The sequence below is a fragment of the Streptomyces sp. NPDC051051 genome, assembly GCF_040682975.1.
Classification (GTDB): domain Bacteria; phylum Actinomycetota; class Actinomycetes; order Streptomycetales; family Streptomycetaceae; genus Streptomyces.
In genome coordinates this window covers 122,564-139,296 of sequence record NZ_JBFBCB010000016.1, presented here as the reverse complement: position 1 = coordinate 139,296, position 16,733 = coordinate 122,564, and the positions used below count along the sequence as shown (strand labels likewise).

The following is a 16,733-nucleotide window of genomic DNA, read 5'->3' as shown; positions in this document are numbered from 1 at the left end:
AAGGGACAGATCTTCGTCAAGGGCGAGGTCATCAAGACCGTCCCCGAGTCCAAGATCGTGGAGACCCTCATCGAAGAGGCCATGAAACTGGCCGAACGGATGGAACAGGACGGCGTCGCCCCGGGGGAGCCGGCCGTCACCGTGAGTTGAACAGCACGGACCGAGAGGGGGCCCGAGCATGACGATCCTGGAGAAGATTCGGCAACCACGCGACCTGAAGGCGCTGTCCGAGGCGGAACTCGGCGAACTGTCCGGCGAGATCAAGGAGTTCCTGGTGCACGCGGTCGCCAGGACCGGCGGACACCTCGGGCCCAACCTGGGGGTGGTGGAACTGGCCATCGCCCTGCACCGGGTCTTCGATTCGCCGGTCGATCGCATCCTGTGGGACACCGGCCACCAGAGTTATGTGCACAAGCTCCTGACCGGGCGTCAGGACTTTTCCAAGCTGCGCGGCAAGGGCGGCCTGTCCGGCTATCCCGCGCGCGAGGAGTCCGAGCACGACGTCATCGAGAACAGTCACGCCTCCACCGCCCTAGGCTGGGCCGACGGCCTCGCCAAGGCCCGCCAGGTGCAGGGCGGGAAGGGCCACGTCGTCGCGGTCGTCGGCGACGGCGCGCTCACCGGCGGCATGGCCTGGGAGGCGCTGAACAACATCGCGGCCGCCAGGGACCGGCCGCTGATCATCGTCGTCAACGACAACGAACGCTCCTACGCCCCGACCATCGGCGGCCTCGCCGACCACCTCGCCACCCTGCGCACCACCGACGGCTACGAGAAGGTGCTGGCCTGGGGGAAGGGCGTACTGCTGCGCACGCCCGTCGTCGGCCACACCGTCTACGAGTCGCTGCACGGCGCGAAGAAGGGCTTCAAGGACGCCTTCGCCCCGCAGGGCATGTTCGAGGACCTCGGCCTGAAGTACGTCGGGCCCATCGACGGCCACGACGTCGGGGCCGTCGAGTCGGCGCTGCGGCGGGCCAAACGCTTCCACGGGCCGGTGCTGGTGCACTGCCTCACCGAGAAGGGCCGCGGCTACGAGCCCGCCCTCGCGCACGAGGAGGACCACTTCCACACGGTCGGGGTGATGGACCCGCTGACCTGCGCGCCGCTCGTCCCGGCCGGCGCCCCCTCCTGGACGTCCGTGTTCGGCGACGAGATCGTGCGGATCGGCGAGGAGCGCGACGACGTCGTGGCGATCACCGCCGCCATGCTGCACCCGGTCGGCCTGGCCGCGTTCGCCGCCCGCTTCCCCGACCGGGTCTGGGACGTCGGGATCGCCGAACAGCACGCGGCGGTGTCCGCGGCCGGGCTGGCCACCGGAGGCCTGCACCCCGTCGTCGCCGTCTACGCCACCTTCCTCAACCGGGCCTTCGCCCAACTGCTGATGGACGTGGCGCTGCACCGCTGCGGGGTGACGTTCGTCCTCGACCGCGCCGGGGTCACCGGAGTCGACGGCGCCTCCCACAACGGCATGTGGGACATGTCCGTCCTCCAGGTCGTCCCCGGACTCCGGATCGCGGCCCCGCGGGACGCCGACCAGCTGCGCGCGCAACTGCGCGAGGCGGTCGCCGTGGACGACGCGCCCACCCTGGTCCGCTTCCCGAAGGAATCGGTCGGCCCCCGGATCCCGGCCGTCGGCCACGTCGGCGGCATGGACGTCCTGCACCGCGGCCCGGCACCGGAGGTCCTCCTCGTCGCCGTCGGCGTCATGGCGCCGACCTGCCTCGGTGCCGCCGAACTGCTCCAGGCCCGGGGCGTCGACTGCACGGTGGTGGACCCCCGCTGGGTCAAACCGGTCGACCCGGCGCTGCCCGGCCTGGCCGCCGAGCACCGCCTCGTCGCCGTGGTGGAGGACAACAGCCGTGCCGCGGGCGTCGGTTCGGCCGTCGCCCTGGCCCTGGGGGACGCCGAGGTCGACGTGCCCGTCCGGCGCTTCGGTATCCCGGAGCAGTTCCTCGCCCACGCCAAGCGGGCCGAGGTGCTCGCCGACATCGGCCTCACACCCGTCGAGATCGCCGGACGGATCAGCGCGAGCCTGGCCGCCCGCGACGCGCGCGGCACCGTCGGGAAGACGGCTGCCGGCCCGGCCGAGGAGACGGTGCGGGGCGCCGTCGGGAACACGACCGGAGGCCCCACCGAGGGGACGGCCGGCGGCATCTTCGACAGGACGACCGACGGCCCCGGCAAGGAGACGGTCCGATGAGCACGGAGTTCGACCTCGGCGCGCTGCTGGCCGAGCGCGGAGCCGAACGCTACGAGCTGCACGGCAGATATCTCAACCACCAGCTGCCGCGCATGCTGCACACCATCGGCTTCGACAAGGTCTACGAGCGGGGCGAGGGCGCGTACTTCTGGGATGCGGACGGCAACGACTACCTGGACATGCTCGCCGGGTTCGGGGTGATGGGCCTCGGCCGCCACCACCCCGTCGTCCGCAAGGCGCTGCACGACGTCCTCGACGCCTCGCTCGCCGACCTCACCCGCTTCGACTGCCAGCCGCTGCCCGGACTGCTGGCCGAGAAGCTCCTCGCCCACAGCCCGCACCTGGACCGGGTCTTCTTCGGCAACAGCGGCACCGAGGCCGTGGAGACCGCGCTGAAGTTCGCCCGGTACGCCACCGGCAGACCCAGGGTCCTGTACTGCGACCACGCCTTCCACGGGCTGACCACGGGCTCCCTGTCGGTCAACGGCGAGGACGGGTTCCGGGACGGCTTCGCGCCGCTGCTGCCCGACACCGCCGTACCCCTCGGCGACCTCGACGCGCTGGCGCGGGAGCTGCGGAAGGGCGATGTGGCCGCGCTGATCGTCGAGCCGATCCAGGGCAAGGGGGTTCACGAGGCGCCGCCCGGCTACCTGCGCTCCGCCCAGGAGCTGCTGCGCCGCCACAAGGCGCTGCTCATCGCCGACGAGGTGCAGACCGGCCTCGGCCGGACCGGCGACTTCTACGCCCACCAGCACGAGGAGGGGGTCGAACCCGACCTGGTCTGCGTCGCCAAGGCGCTCTCCGGCGGCTATGTGCCGGTCGGCGCCACGCTCGGCAAGGACTGGATCTTCAAGAAGGTCTACTCGTCCATGGACCGGGTGCTGGTGCACTCGGCGAGCTTCGGGTCCAACGCGCAGGCCATGGCGGCCGGGCTGGCCGTGCTGTCCGTGATGGAGAACGAGCAGATCGTCGCGAACGCCCGCGCGACCGGGGAACTGCTGAAGTCCCGGCTCGCGGCGCTGACCGACACGTACGAGCTGCTCGCCGACGTGCGCGGGCGGGGCCTGATGATCGGCATCGAGTTCGGCAAGCCCCGCTCGCTGAAGCTGCGCAGCCGCTGGACCATGCTCCAGGCGGCCCGCAAGGGCCTGTTCGCGCAGATGGTGGTCGTCCCGCTGCTCCAGCGGCACCGCATCCTCACCCAGGTCTCCGGCGATCATCTGGAGGTGATCAAGCTGATCCCGCCGCTGGTCGTGGGGGAGCGGGAGGTGGACCGGTTCGTGGACGCCTTCACCGAGGTGATGGACGACGCGCACAAGGGCGGCGGGCTCGTCTGGGACTTCGGCCGGACGCTGATCAAGCAGGCGGTGGCCAACCGGTAGGGCGACCGGCGGACCCTCCCCGAGGGCTCTTTGCCTCTCAGGCAAGAAACTTGCCGCAGAGGCAAAGTTCCGGCTGAATGAAGGGATGAGCCACCCCACTTCCGAGGAGGCCGGGCCCGCTCCCGGGCCGGTGGACGACCTCGGCGTCGTCGCGCCGCAGCTGCGCGCCCTGCGCCGGCGCGCCTCCCTCACCCTGGAGGCCGCGGCCCGCACGGCCGGGCTGTCGCCGGCCCACCTCTCCCGGCTGGAGACCGGGCAGCGCCAGCCCTCGCTGCCGATGCTGCTCGCGCTCGCCCGTGTCTACGGTACGACCGTCTCGGAACTGCTCGGCGAGACGGTCGCCGACCGGGACGCCGTCGTGCGCGCCGCCGACATGGAGCCCACCCACGCGGGCGGCTGGACCTACCGGCAGTCCGGCGCCCCGGGGCGGGGCATGCAGGCACTGCACGTGCAGGTGCCCCACGGCTCGCAGGGCGACATCGTGCGGGTGCATCCCGGCGAGGAGTGGCTGCACGTCCTGCGCGGGCGGCTGCGGCTGCGCCTCGGGGACGCCACCCATCTGCTCGGGCCCGGCGACAGCGCGCACTTCGACTCGCTGACCCCGCACCGCATCGCCGCCCAGGACCCCGACGGGGTCGACCTGCTGTTCGTCCACACCCTGTTGCAGAGCCCGACGGCCGCACTGTGCCTCGGCCCCACCCCTGGAGAGACGCCATGACCGACATGGAGGAGAAGTTCCCCCGGAGCCTGTGGATCCGGCTGATCATCTACATCGCGGTGGGGCACCTCTTCGCCGGGTTCCTCTGGCTGCTGTTCGAGGTCGGCGCCAAGCAGTAGACGGCGGGGGAGACCGGACGCCGGGGGTGCCCGCTCAGTCGAGCAGGCGCTCCCGGAGCCGTTCGCGGGTCTCCGGGGCCAGACCGAGGCCCTGCTCCAGGTAGGCCTCGACGCCGCCCCAGGTGTCCTCGATGGTGTGGAACGCGGCCGCGAGGTACTCCGCACGGGCGTCGAAGAGGGGGCTCAGCAGCTCCATGACCTCGGGGGAGTACGCCTCGGGGGAGGTGCCGTTGCGGCGCACCTTGTAGCGGCGGTGCTTGGCGTTGGACTCCAGGTAGTCGGCCAGGATCGCCTCCTCCTCCACGCCCACCGCGAGCAGCGTCACGGCGATGGACAGACCGGCCCGGTCCTTGCCCGCCGCGCAGTGCATGAGCGCCGGGACGCTGTCCTCGGCGAGGGAGTGCAGCACGCGCGAGTGCTCGCCCGTGCGCTCCGTCATGATCGAGCGGTAGGAGGCGATCATCCGGCCGGCCGCCTTGCCGTCGCCGAGGATCTCCCGCAGCTGGTCGATGTCGCCGTCGCGGACCATCTTCCAGAACTCGGCTCCGTCCGCCGGGTCGGAGAGCGGCAGGTTCACATTGCGCACGCCCGGCAGCTCGACGTCCGGGCCCTCCAGCCTCTGGTCCGCCGCGTTGCGGAAGTCGAAGACCGTGTGCAGGCCCAGCGAGGCCAGGAACGCGGCGTCCTCGTCGGTGGCGTGCGCGAGATGTCCGCTGCGGAACAGCACGCCGTGGCGGACCCGCCGGCCGTCGACGGTCGGCAGGCCGCCCACGTCCCGGAAGTTGCGCACTCCGGCCAGCTCGGGCTCGGTCGACGGGATCTGCTGCGTCACGGGGGCTCCTCCCGGTCGTCGGTCCCGGCCGGCGCGGCTCGACGTGGCCACCGGAACACTTCCCTGACCATACGACATGGATGCCTGGGGCAAACGGGTCCTCGACCAGGCCTTCGAGACCTCCGCCGGCCCTGTTCGAACCGGGGGTCCGACGCGCGGGTCCGCCGGCGGAGGTCTCCCGGGAGGGCCGGTCGGGTGCGCACCCGGCGCACGGTGACCTTGATGTGTTGGTTATCCGCTCGTGCGACATCTGGGAGTTCTGTCCGAATTGAAGCCTTCATTCCAACTCGCTCTGGAATAAGGCGCTCTGGGGGCCTGTCACGTGAGCAGCGTCATATCCGTGACCCTGAGTCGCCCGTCATGCTCACGTAATACGGTTGTTTTCCAAGGCTGTTCATCGGAAAAGCGGCCTCTCGATTCACGGAAAGTGACCGGGAACTCCCACCGGGGATCAAGAGAAAGCCTCGACGAGCACAACCTTCGCTTGTCCCCGTGCGTCGTGGTCGCTTACGTTCCAGACCAATCCGGACGGACGCCCAATCCTGCCGCCGCCCGGAGCCCGCACACTCACCCGTGAACGGCAGGAGCGGGGGACCCACAGGCAGTACCGCCTGTTCCGGTCTCCGGAACGGCTAGGGGTACAGCCGCGCCCCGGCGCGGCCGGACATCTCCAGTCCGCACCCGACAGCTCACCTCGCAGGCGCCGGAGAGGAATTCGTCATGCCCGCCAAGGGTAAGCACCGCCGTCCGAAGCCCCAGCGCTTCACCCGCTCCATCGCCGCCGCCGGAACCGGCGGCGCCGCGCTCGCCCTCCCGCTCATAGGGGCCACCGGTGCGCACGCCGCACCGTCGCAGTCGGCGACGCAGGCGGTCTCCGCGGCTTCCGCGCTCTCCGCCGCTCCGGAAAAGGCCGTCCAGGCCGTTCCCGTGGCGCAGAAGTCCGCGAAGTCCACCACGACCTACACGGTGCGGTCCGGCGACTACCTCTCCAAGATCGCGGACGAGCAGGACGTCAGCGGCGGCTGGACCCGGCTCTACGCGGACAACCGCGAGGCCGTCGGGGACGACCCGTCGCTGATCCACCCGGGTCTGAAGCTGTCGATCGGCAAGAAGGCCGCGACGGGCACGGCCAAGTCGCCGTCCGTTTCGTCCGGTTCCTCCTCCTCGTCGAAGCGGCCCTCGGGCTCCACCGCGAAGTCGTCGGCGTCCTCGGGGTCGGCGGCGTCCTCGAAGTCGTCCTCCTCGGACTCCGCGAAGCCGTCCTCCTCGAAGGCGTCCACGACGCAGGCCGCCGAGAACACCACCGCCGCCACCGGCTTCGCCCTCCCGGTCTCCGGCGCGACCGTCGGCACCCCGTACAAGATGTCCGGCAGCATGTGGTCCAGCGGGTACCACACCGGTGTCGACTTCGTCGTCCCCACCGGCACCTCGCTCAAGGCCGTCGGCGCGGGCACGGTCGTCTCCGCGGGCTGGGGCGGCGCGTACGGCAACCAGGTCGTCATCAAGCTCGCCGACGGCTTCTACGCCCAGTACGCCCACCTGTCCTCGCTCTCCGTCTCGGCCGGCCAGTCCGTCTCCGCCGGTCAGCAGGTCGGCCTCTCCGGTGCCACCGGCAACGTGACCGGCCCGCACCTGCACTTCGAGATCCGCACCGGTCCCGACTACGGCTCGGACGTCGACCCGGTCGCCTACCTCCGCTCGCACGGCGTCTCCGTCGGCTGACGTACGGCTCGACCTCCCGCCCGACACGCCGCCGAAGGCCGGCCCCCGATCCCCGGGGCCGGCCTTCGGCGTTTCCGCATGCGCACCGGCACCGGCACGGCACCGGCGCCCGCGCGATCTTGCACGTTCGTGATCGTTCCATTGCGGTTGCGTGGCGGGCGGGCCAGGGGCGTCGACAGGCGGGGCGGGGTGGGGACACAGTGACCGGAAGGGCGGCAAGCGCTTTCTCCCGCGGTGCGCTCCGTCCGCCTCACGTCCTCCCGCGTCACCACGCCCTGAAGGAGCCGCATCCCATGACCACCACCCGCAGGGCCTTCGGCGCCCTGGCCGCCGGCGCCGCCCTGGCCGCCCTCGCCCCCGCGGCCGCCGCGAGCGCCGCGCCCCGCCACCGCCGCCCGATCGCCCACGACGACTTCCGCCGCGGCCTCGGCAAGTGGGCCGTCGAACTGGAGAAGGGCGGCACCGTCACCGCCTCCCGCGGCACCCTGGAGGTCGACGTGCCCGCCGGCGCGACGATCTGGTTCAAGGAGCGGCTCGAAGGGCCGTACGTCCTGGAGTACACGGCCACCCCGGTTTCCGCGGGCGGCGTCAACGACCGCGTCTCGGACCTCAACAACTTCTGGAACGCCGTCGACGCCCGTTCCCCGGACGACCTCTTCGCCACCGCGCGCGGCGGCGCCCTCGCCGAGTACGACCACCTCAGGACGTACTACGTCGGCTACGGCGCCAACGGCAACACCACCACCCGGCTGCGCCGTTACGTCGGCCGGGCGGGGGAGCGGCCGCTGCTGTCCGACTACACCGAGCCGCTGCTGGTGCCGAACGCGCCGCACCACGTCCGCATCGTCTCCGACGGCTCGACCGTCCGCTGGTGGAACAACGGGCGGCTCGTCTTCGACCACACCGACCCGGAGCCGTACACCGCCGGGCACTTCGCCTTCCGCACCACCTGGAGCCATTTCCGGATCGACGGCTTCCGGGTGTGGTCGTTGCACCGACACGGGTGACGAGGGCCTTATTCCCACATTGGCCAAGTCTTTAGGAGTGGCTTATCTCACCGCCCGTCAACCCCTGCCTACGGTCGCGTAAGTCACATTCGAAGGTGAATCATGAACGGCTGTGGCAGACGATTCGAAGAATGACGACAGCTCAGTGATCGGGTCGTACGTGGCGGTGGGGGACAGCTTCACCGAGGGCGTCGGCGACCCCGGTCCCGACGGGAGGTTCGTCGGCTGGGCCGACCGGTTCGCGGTACTCCTCGCGGACCGGCGGCCCGAAGGCGACTTCCGGTACGTCAACCTCGCGGTGCGCGGCAAGCTGCTCGACCAGATCGTGGAGGACCAGCTTCCGCGAGCGGTCGAGCTGGCACCGGACCTGGTCTCCTTCTGCGCGGGCGGCAACGACATCCTCCGGCCCGGCACCGACCCCGACGAGGTCGCCGAACGTTTCGAGCGGGCGATCGCGGCCCTCGCCGCGGTGGCCGGCACCGTGATGGTGACGACCGGGTTCGACACCCGTGGCGTCCCCGTGCTCAAGCACCTGCGCGGCAAGATCGCCACCTACAACGGACACGTGCGCGCCGTCGCCGACCGGTACGGCTGCCCGGTCCTCGACCTGTGGTCCCTGAAGTCCATCCAGGACCGGCGGGCCTGGGACGGCGACCGGCTCCACCTCGGGGCGGAGGGCCACACGCGTGTGGCGCTGCGCGCCGGTCAGGTCCTCGGCCTGGAGGTGCCCGCCGACCCGGAGCAGCCCTGGCCGCAGCTCCCGCCGCGCGGCACCCTCGAGATCCGGCGCGACGACGTGCAGTGGGCGCGCGAGTACCTGGTGCCGTGGATCGGGCGCCGGCTGCGCGGGGAGTCCTCGGGCGACCACGTGACCGCCAAGGGCATCCTCTCGCCCGACGACATCAAGATGCGGATCGCCGCGGTGGCGTGAGCCGACCGGCGCGACCGGCCGTTCCCGGGGAGCGGCCGGCCGCGCCGGTGCGCGGACCCGGCCGGTACGGCTTCAGCGATCCTGGGGTCCCGCCATCCCCAGTTCCCGGGTCAGCGCCTCCTCCACCCACTCCTGCGCGCGGCTCCGGGACACTGCGCCGTCGTAGGACGTGAGCTGTACGGCGAGGCCGTCGAGGAGGGCCGTCAGGCGCAGGGCCGTCCCGGCCGGGTCGGGACAGCGGAACTCGCCCGCGGCCACCCCCTCCGCGATCACCTCGGCGAGCGCCGCCTTCCACCGCCGGTCGAGATCGCGGGCGACCTCCCGCAGCGCGGGTTCGCGCAGCGACACCGCCCAGCCCTCGATCCACAGCCGCCAGCCCTTGGCCGGCCCGGTGGGGGCGTACCAGCGCACCGCCGACCGCAGCCGGCGCAGCGCGGTCGTCCGGCGGCCGAGCAGCTTGCGCAGATGGGCCAGGTCGCCCTCGGCGGCGTAGGCGAACGCGTCGGCGACGAGCCGCTCCTTGGTGGAGAAGTGATAGAGCACCAGCGCGTTGCTCACGCCGAGCGCCGAGGCCACGTCGGCGATCCTGACCGCCGCCACGCCCCGCGCCTCGATCTGCTCGATGGCCGCCCGCAGCAGTTCCTCGCGCCGCTCGGCCACACTCAACCGGACCCTTGCCACGCCGTCACCCTACACAGGGCCTGCGACCTGCGCGGACGCCGTCAGCGGTGGTGGCCGAAGCGCTCCGCGATGACCGGCAGCCGCTGCTCGGCGATGGCGTGCGCGGCCTGGCGAGGGGTCGTTCCGTCGGACTCCGCGCGCGCCAGTACGCGTTCCACCAGCGCGCGCATCGAGCGGCGCGTGTGGGCGAACGCCTCCCCGGCGTCCGCGCCGATGTCGCCGAACAGCGTCCACCACCACCAGGCGTTCGTCCCGGAGTTGACGACGACGTCCGGCAGCACGCTCACCCCGCGCGCGTGCAGCAGCTCCTCCGCCTCGGGCAGGACCGGCATGTTGGCCGCCTCGACGATCCAGCGCGCGGTGATCCGCGCCTGTTCCCGCGGCCCGATCGCGTACGACACGGCGGCCGGCACCAGCACCTCCGCCTCGGCCGACAGCCAGGCGTCGCCCGGGAGTTCGGCGAAGCCCGGGCGCAGCGCGCCGCGGTCGACGGTGCCGTGGGCGTCCCGCGCGGCCAGCAGCGCCTCCACGTCGAGGCCCGCCGGGTCGGCGATCGTGCCCTTGACGTCGGCGACGGCCACCACCGTCAGCCCCGCGCGCGCGAGGAAGCGCGCCGTCGCCCCGCCCATGGTGCCGAACCCCTGGAGGGCCACCCGGGTGCCGGCGTACGGCACCCCCGCCCGGTCCAGGGCCGTGAGCACGGACTCGGCGACCCCGCAGCCGCCCACCAGTTCGTCCAGGCCGATGCCGTCCACCTCGACCGCGAAGGCGTCCGCGAGCCGTCCGCGGGCCGCGTGCTCGTCGTCGAGCAGCGGATAGACGGCCTGGATCGACGACACCAGCCCGGCCTCGACGGCGGCCCGGTCGACGACGTCCTGGCTGAGCCCCAGGTCCTCACCGGTGGTCCAGCAGCTCTCGACGTACGGCCGTACCGCCCGCAGGTACCGCACCAGCAGCCCGTACGCCTCCGGGTCCCGGGGATCGCAGTCGATGCCGCCCTTCGCCCCGCCCAGCGGGACGTAGCGCGCCGCCGGGTCGTAGTGCAGGGCCTCCTTGAGGCTCATGCCGCGGGCGAGGCCGGTCACCTCGTCGAGGGTGCAGCCCTCCCGCATCCGCAGGCCGCCGCTGCAGACGCCGCGCACCAGCCGGTCGACGACCAGGTGACCTCGGCGGCCGGTGAGGTGGTCGGTCCAGGTGAGGGACAACAGGGGGGCGGTCATACGGGCTCCTCGCCGAGGACCTTTACTGAACAGTGAGTCAGTATCGGGAACCTGCGGGCACCGTGTCAACGAGCTGCGGCCACCCCCTCCGAACAGGCGAGCGGAGGTTTGTCGGACCGGCCGACCATAATGGGAACCCTCAGCGACTCCACCTGGAGGTACCGTGGCCGGATTCCGTTCCCTGAGCCCCGGGCTCCGCGCACTGCAGCCCGAGGCCTTCGGCGCGGACCCGAGCGGTGAGCGCATGGCGCGCATCCGCAGATCACCCCACTTCGCGAACGGGGTCTTCCAGAACCCCGGCGGGGAAGCGAGGACCCGGCCCTCGGGCTCCCCGCTCGACCTCGCCAAGGCCTTCTTCGACAAGGACACCCGCCCCCGCCGCGCCCCCTCCGGCACGGTCCCGGTGCACCCCACCACCCTCGCCGACCTGGCCCGGCCGCCCGCCACGGGCCTGCGCCTGACCTGGATGGGGCACTCCAGCGTGCTCGCGGAGATCGACGGACACCGGGTGCTGTTCGATCCCGTCTGGGGCGAGCGCTGCTCCCCCCTCCCCTTCGCGGGCCCCAAGCGCCTGCACCCGGCCCCCCTGCCGCTGGCCGCGCTCGGCCCGGTCGACGTCGTCGTCATCTCGCACGACCACTACGACCACCTCGACCTGCCCACCGTCAAGGCGCTGGCGGGCACGGACACCCTGTTCGCGGTGCCGCTCGGCGTCGGCGCCCATCTCGAACACTGGGGCGTGTCCGCCGACCGGCTGCGCGAGCTGGACTGGCACGAGGCGACCCGGATCGGCGGCCTCACCCTCACCGCCACCCCGGCCCGTCACTTCTGCGGCCGGGGCCTGCGCAACAGCCAGCACACCCTGTGGGCCTCCTGGTCCGTCGCCGGCGACGAGCACCGGATCTTCCACAGCGGGGACACCGGCTACTTCGACGGATTCAAGGACATCGGAGCCGAGCACGGCCCGTTCGACGCCACGATGATCCAGATCGGGGCGTACTCGGATATGTGGCCGGACATCCACATGACCCCCGAGGAGGGACTGCGCGCCCACCTCGACCTCCAGCGCGGCAGTCCGGGCGGGGTTCTGCTGCCGATCCACTGGGGGACTTTCAATTTGGCGCTGCACGCGTGGGCGGAACCGGGGGAGTGGACGAAGGACGCGGCCGAGGAGGCCGGCCAGGCGGTGGCGTTCCCCCGTCCCGGCGAGCCGTTCGAGCCAGGGGGGAAGCTGCCGGCCGAGCCATGGTGGCGCGAGATATCCCATCCGATCGCGCACCCGTGGCGGCGTCCACGGGGTGCTGAGGGTGTGGCCGAGACGAGCAGGGGGGATCTCGACCTCGCTGGTGAGCGGTGACGTCGGTCGGGGACGAGCTTGGGGAGATGACCCGGAGGCCGGAGCGTCTTCCGGCTGAGGAGCTGGATCGTTCGCTGCTGGACTCGGGCGCGGCTCCTCGGGTAGAGCGTGAAGTCGCTGCGCAGCGATTCAGGCCCTTGTCGAAGTGGTCTCCGAGCGCCACTGAGCCTCTTCCAAGCTGGCGGCGCTGACCGCGAGTTGGACAGTCCTGCACAACGACGAAGCTCCTGGTAGACGGGTTCTCGACCAAGATCGCCCGTGTTCGCCAGGAGCTTCGCGTGCTTGTCTACCCGTTTTCGACCGACTTGTCCACTCGCACATTGCGGTTCCTGGCCGGACAACTGACGGCCAGGCATCGGGACATCGGGACCCGGTGGCGACGGCTTCCCGTGGCACGTCAGGCCCTGCTCGCCCTGGCCCACCTGCGGTGCGGTGACGCCTATGCCCAGCTCGCGGCCGGGTTCGGCATCGGGATCGCAACCGTCTACCGCTACATACGTGAGGCCATCGAGGTCCTGGCCGCCCTCGCCCCGACCCTGACCGAGGCGATGAAGACCATCCGGACGAAGGCGTTCGTCATCCTCGACGGCACCCTGCTGCCCATCGACCGCATCACCGCCGACACCCCGTACTACTCCGGGAAACACAAACGCCACGGCATGAACGTCCAGGTCCTCACCGACCCGTTCGGCCGTCTGCTCTGGGCCTCACCGGCTTTGCCCGGCTCGACCCACGACCTGACCGTCGCTCGGCAGCACGGAATCATCGACGCCCTCGCTGCAGCGGGCCTCAAGTGCTGGGCGGACAAGGCGTATCAAGGAGCCGGCAGACCCGTCCGGGTCCCGTTTCGGGGCCCTCGCCTCAAGCAGTGGAAGCGCCGCCACAACACCACCCACGCCAAGATCCGTTGTCTTGGCGAGCGGGCCATGGCCACCCTCAAGGGCTGGCGGCTCCTGCGGAAACTCCGCTGCAGCACCAACCGCATCACCGACATCGTGAAGGCCGTCCTCGTCCTTCACCACGCGCCGGCATGAGGTTGGAAGAGGCTCAGTAGTCGAACGTTCCGGCTGTATCGGTGCAGTTGATCGGGTCACCGGAGCAGTGGCTATAGGCGTTGTCGCCACCGCCGGACACCGGGTCTGTCTGGAGGAAAGTGCCGGTGGCCGGGGCATAGCTTCGGGCGCCCATCATGAGCAGGCCGCCGGGAGCGTCCGCGGTGCGTGCCGCGGTGCCCAGCCAGCCGTAGCGGGCCGTGTCCGTGGTGGCGTCGGGAGCGCCGTACTCGTCGTAGCGCTGTACCTGCGGCTGAGCGCTCGAGGCCAGCGGCAGCCGGACGCTGATGTCGCCGTGGAGGTTGGACAGTTGGAGCACGGCGTCACCGCTCGCGCTCGTGACGGCGCTCAGCCCGCCGGTCAGGTCGCCGACGTTGCGGCTGACCGTGATGGCGGTGCCGGCCGTGGTGCTGCCCCAGGCAGGGGTGTCCGCGCCGGAGCGGTAGTGCTGCGTGGTGATCGACGTCGTGCTCCAGATGCCGTCCGCGGCCTTCGTCTCGGCCGTGATGCTCGCCTGGCGGCCTGCCACGTCCAGGTCCCACGTGGTGCGCGCAGAGTCCTTGGCGACCTGCCGGATCGTGTCACCCGTGTAGTAGGCGACCGTCGTGCCGTCCACTCCGGTGGTGCGGCGGCCGAAGGCGTCGTACACCGCCTTCGTCGTGGTCGTGCCGCGGGTGGCGGAGACCAGACGGTCGGCGCTGTCGTACGCGTACGACGTGCTGTCGGTCGACGGCGAGGTGGTCGAACCGCACCCTCGGCGCCTCACATCGGTGAGTGTGCCGTGTGCCGTGTGCCGTGTGCCGCGTGGCAGAGGAGGCAGGAGCCGAGGCCGCCGTCGCCCGCAGCGCCTGCCTCGCCCCGGCGAGTCCTTCGAGCCGGCCGCGGAGAGGGTGCCTGCCGAGCCGCGGTGGCGCGGTGTGGTGGCGCGGTGTGGCGGGCGGACGGTCCTGCCCGCACCCGGAAGGCAAGGCCACGGCCAATACGGTGAGTGACATTTCGAAGGGTGTTACCGGGGGTGGGGGCGTCCCAGGGGTCGTCCCGGCAGCCCGGTCCGGCCCTCCGGACCGGACCGGGCCACCCGCCGGCGGGGGTCGGGGAGCCACCTGCTCCCCGACCCCGACGTCTGTTCTTGGACACCTCTGACCAGGTCTGATCGATTCCCTCACCTCAACTGTCCGAGCACCTCACGAGCTTATCGGTCTGTCGTACGAAGCCTCATACCAGAGCGGGACGCTCACCGGGGGACTTTGCCAACTGACCATCGTGCTTGTCGGATCGGCGACTACTGTGAGTGTCCGTCGGGTGGGAAGGTGCCGAAATCCCTCGGCCCTCCCGACCGACACCGCGATGGCGCAAGCCCGAGGAGCGCACCCCACGCGAGCCCCGGGTCCGACGGACAGTACGAGGACACCGATGTCTCACCTCCGCGCACCGGCCGCACGCGCAGACCGCCGTGAGGGCGGACGGCACGGAAGGCCGGTCGCCGGCACCGCACCCGCAGCGGCCGAGAGGCACATACGGCCCCAGCTGCTGCGACTCGCCGTGCTGCCCCCGACCGCCGTCGCCCTCAGCGCCTGCGCGGCCGTCCTGTTCACCGTGCGCTCCACCGGCGCCAGGCCGGGACCGACCCTGTGGGCCGTCCTCGCCGGGGCCGTCGCGGTGACCGGCGTCGGCATCGTCGTCGCCGCCGTGGCCGCCGACCGGGCCGCCCGCTCCGTCAGCGAACGCATCACCGCCCTGCGCCGCAGCAGCGCGCGCGGCGAGGCCGACCTGCGCGCCCTGCTCGACGCGCTGCGCCGCGGCGAGACCCCGCCGCACCGCAAGCCGCGCGGCGGCCCGCCCGGCGACGCCGACGAGTTCGAGCTGCTCGCCGCCGACCTGTCCCGTGCCCACGACGGGGCCGTCACCGCCGTCGTCCAGGCCGCCCGGCTCTCCAGCCGGACGGGCAGCGAACAGAAGCTGGAGGTGTTCGTCAACCTCGCGCGGCGCCTTCAGTCCCTCGTGCACCGCGAGATCGCCACCCTGGACGAGCTGGAGAACGAGATCGAGGACCCCGACCTCCTCAAGGGCCTCTTCCACGTCGACCACCTCGCCACCCGGATCCGCCGGCACGCCGAGAACCTCGCAGTCCTCGGCGGCGCCGTCTCCCGGCGGCAGTGGAGCAACCCCGTCCCCATGACCGAGGTGCTGCGCTCCGCCATCGCCGAGGTCGAGCAGTACTCGCGGGTCAGACTCGTCCCGCCGGTCGACGGCGAACTGCGCGGGCACGCCGTCGCCGACGTCATCCACCTGCTCGCCGAACTCATCGAGAACGCCACGGTCTTCTCCGCCCCGCACACCCAGGTCCTGCTGCGCGCCGACCTGGTCACCTCCGGGCTGGCCGTCGAGGTCGAGGACCGCGGCCTCGGCATGCCCGTCGACGAACAGGGCCGGATGAACACCCTGCTCGCCGACCCCGACCAGGTCAACGTGGGCCGCCTGCTCGCCGACGGCCGCATCGGCCTCTACGTCGTCTCGCAGCTGGCCCGCCGCCACGGCATCCGGGTCCGGCTCCAGAGCAACATCTACGGCGGCGTCCAGGCCGTACTCGTCGTCCCGCAGGCCCTTCTCGGGGCGGCCGGACCGCCGTCGCCGCAGGCCGAGGAGAGCGGCGCGGGCGCGGTGCCGGCGGGCGCGGCGGGCGGACAGGTGCCGCGGGTCGGAGAGCGGCCGCCTCTGGCCCTGCAGGCCGGCGCACGGCCCCAGGACCAGGAACAGGTCCAGGACCAGCCGGGCACGCAGCCCCAGCCCCAGCCGGGCACGCAGCCCCAGCCCCAGCCGGGCACGCAGCCCCAGCCTCAACTTCTGTACCCAACACCATTGTTGACGCAGCACCAAGTCACTTCACAGGAAATCTCGCTGACGTCTCGTCAGCACCACCTTTCCGCCCCGCCCTCCGTCCAGCACGACACCGCCGCCCCGAACGGCGGCCGTCCGGCTCCGCTGCCCGTCCGCGGCGCGCACGAGGAGCGGCCCAATCCGGCCGAGGCGGTGCCCGGGATCCGGCCCGCCGACCGGGCCGCCGTGGAGGAGGTCGCGGGCCTCGTGCCCACCCCGCGCGCGAGCACGGTGCGCGGCACCATGGGCAAACCGCAACTGCCCCGCCGCCGCGCCCGGGAGCACATCGCCCCCCAGCTGCGCGGCGGTCCCGCCCCCCGCCCGGACGCCGAGCGGCCCGCCGGTCACGACCCCGGTCTGATGGCCGCCTTCCAGCGCGGCGTCGGCCTCGCCGAGGCCCAGCAGAACCTGGAGGCGGACGTCCTGCCGGTCCAGGCCGGCCCGGCCGCCGCGGACGTACCGCACGCGACGGCCGCCTCCCTTCGGCCCGACGCCGGGGCGCACGCCGCGCACGGCCTGCCCGGCGGCCTCGACCACCAGTCCACCACCCGGCACGACGGGAGCGCACCAGCCGGATGAGTACCCCCCTCACCACCTCTGCCCCCACCTCCACCGCTCCCGCTGACCTTCGTACC

The 16,733-nt window shown here is 72.1% G+C and carries 14 protein-coding genes, 1 pseudogene and 1 riboswitch; of the genes and pseudogenes, 11 read left to right on the top strand and 4 right to left on the bottom strand.

All coding sequences use genetic code 11. The annotated features are described in order from the left end of the window. The 5 genes and pseudogenes from AB0N31_RS15105 to AB0N31_RS15085 form a co-directional block, all read left to right on the top strand. Positions 1-150, top strand: a pseudogene (locus AB0N31_RS15105) (4-hydroxy-3-methylbut-2-en-1-yl diphosphate synthase); the annotation flags it as partial. A gap of 28 nt (positions 151-178) precedes the next feature. Then, entirely contained in the window at positions 179-2,200 is a 2,022-nt protein-coding gene (gene dxs, locus AB0N31_RS15100; RefSeq protein WP_366058804.1) for a 1-deoxy-D-xylulose-5-phosphate synthase, read from the top strand. Further along, positions 2,197-3,582, top strand: coding sequence for an aspartate aminotransferase family protein (locus tag AB0N31_RS15095; protein WP_366058803.1), 1,386 nt, complete (start codon positions 2,197-2,199; stop codon positions 3,580-3,582). Before dxs ends, AB0N31_RS15095 begins: the two co-directional genes overlap by 4 nt. Before the next feature lie 85 nt (positions 3,583-3,667). Continuing rightward, a complete protein-coding gene (locus AB0N31_RS15090; protein ID WP_366058802.1) occupies positions 3,668-4,300 on the top strand; it encodes an XRE family transcriptional regulator in 633 nt (210 codons plus the stop codon). Then, complete coding sequence (locus tag AB0N31_RS15085; RefSeq protein ID WP_363090670.1) at positions 4,297-4,419, top strand: DUF6126 family protein; 123 nt, start codon at positions 4,297-4,299, stop codon at positions 4,417-4,419. Before AB0N31_RS15090 ends, AB0N31_RS15085 begins: the two co-directional genes overlap by 4 nt. A gap of 34 nt (positions 4,420-4,453) precedes the next feature. Here the strand turns inward: AB0N31_RS15085 and AB0N31_RS15080 are convergent, their stop codons facing one another. Then, the gene (locus AB0N31_RS15080) at positions 4,454-5,251 is read right to left on the bottom strand and encodes a tyrosine-protein phosphatase (RefSeq protein WP_366058801.1); all 798 of its coding nucleotides are present in this window, start codon (positions 5,249-5,251) and stop codon (positions 4,454-4,456) included. A 523-nt stretch (positions 5,252-5,774) separates the two neighbouring features. Further along, a riboswitch (cyclic di-AMP (ydaO/yuaA leader) is annotated at positions 5,775-5,967 on the top strand. Positions 5,968-5,971: 4 nt separating this feature from the next. Here AB0N31_RS15080 and AB0N31_RS15075 point away from each other — a divergent pair. The 3 genes from AB0N31_RS15075 (at position 5,972) to AB0N31_RS15065 (ending at position 8,911) form a co-directional block, all read left to right on the top strand. Next, complete coding sequence (locus AB0N31_RS15075) at positions 5,972-6,973, top strand: LysM peptidoglycan-binding domain-containing M23 family metallopeptidase (protein WP_366058800.1); 1,002 nt, start codon at positions 5,972-5,974, stop codon at positions 6,971-6,973. Positions 6,974-7,266: 293 nt separating this feature from the next. Further along, positions 7,267-7,980 carry a DUF6250 domain-containing protein gene (locus AB0N31_RS15070; protein ID WP_366058799.1) on the top strand — a complete coding sequence of 238 codons (714 nt, stop codon included), beginning with the start codon at positions 7,267-7,269 and terminating at the stop codon, positions 7,978-7,980. A gap of 145 nt (positions 7,981-8,125) precedes the next feature. Then, positions 8,126-8,911 carry an SGNH/GDSL hydrolase family protein gene (locus AB0N31_RS15065; RefSeq protein WP_366058810.1) on the top strand — a complete coding sequence of 262 codons (786 nt, stop codon included), beginning with the start codon at positions 8,126-8,128 and terminating at the stop codon, positions 8,909-8,911. A gap of 72 nt (positions 8,912-8,983) precedes the next feature. On the opposite strand, the gene AB0N31_RS15060 is transcribed toward AB0N31_RS15065, so the two are convergent. Together AB0N31_RS15060 and AB0N31_RS15055 are read right to left on the bottom strand one after the other, a co-directional pair. Next, positions 8,984-9,592 carry a TetR family transcriptional regulator C-terminal domain-containing protein gene (locus AB0N31_RS15060; RefSeq protein WP_366058798.1) on the bottom strand — a complete coding sequence of 203 codons (609 nt, stop codon included), beginning with the start codon at positions 9,590-9,592 and terminating at the stop codon, positions 8,984-8,986. 41 nt (positions 9,593-9,633) lie between these two features. After that, positions 9,634-10,812, bottom strand: a complete 1,179-nt coding sequence (locus tag AB0N31_RS15055) for a Glu/Leu/Phe/Val dehydrogenase dimerization domain-containing protein (RefSeq protein ID WP_366058797.1) — start codon at positions 10,810-10,812, stop codon at positions 9,634-9,636. Between the two features lie 163 nt (positions 10,813-10,975). On the opposite strand from AB0N31_RS15055, the gene AB0N31_RS15050 reads away from it, so the two are divergent. Together AB0N31_RS15050 and AB0N31_RS15045 are read left to right on the top strand one after the other, a co-directional pair. Next, positions 10,976-12,169: an MBL fold metallo-hydrolase gene (locus AB0N31_RS15050; RefSeq protein WP_366058796.1), complete on the top strand. Its 1,194-nt coding sequence runs from the start codon at positions 10,976-10,978 to the stop codon at positions 12,167-12,169. A gap of 278 nt (positions 12,170-12,447) precedes the next feature. After that, on the top strand, positions 12,448-13,203 hold the full coding sequence (locus tag AB0N31_RS15045) for a transposase family protein (RefSeq protein ID WP_366058795.1): 756 nt from the start codon (positions 12,448-12,450) through the stop codon (positions 13,201-13,203). Between the two features lie 13 nt (positions 13,204-13,216). On the opposite strand, the gene AB0N31_RS15040 is transcribed toward AB0N31_RS15045, so the two are convergent. Continuing rightward, entirely contained in the window at positions 13,217-13,987 is a 771-nt protein-coding gene (locus AB0N31_RS15040; RefSeq protein ID WP_366058794.1) for an RHS repeat-associated core domain-containing protein, read from the bottom strand. Positions 13,988-14,634: 647 nt separating this feature from the next. Here AB0N31_RS15040 and AB0N31_RS15035 point away from each other — a divergent pair. Next, positions 14,635-16,677, top strand: a complete 2,043-nt coding sequence (locus tag AB0N31_RS15035) for an ATP-binding protein (protein ID WP_366058793.1) — start codon at positions 14,635-14,637, stop codon at positions 16,675-16,677. Positions 16,678-16,733 lie beyond the last annotated feature (56 nt).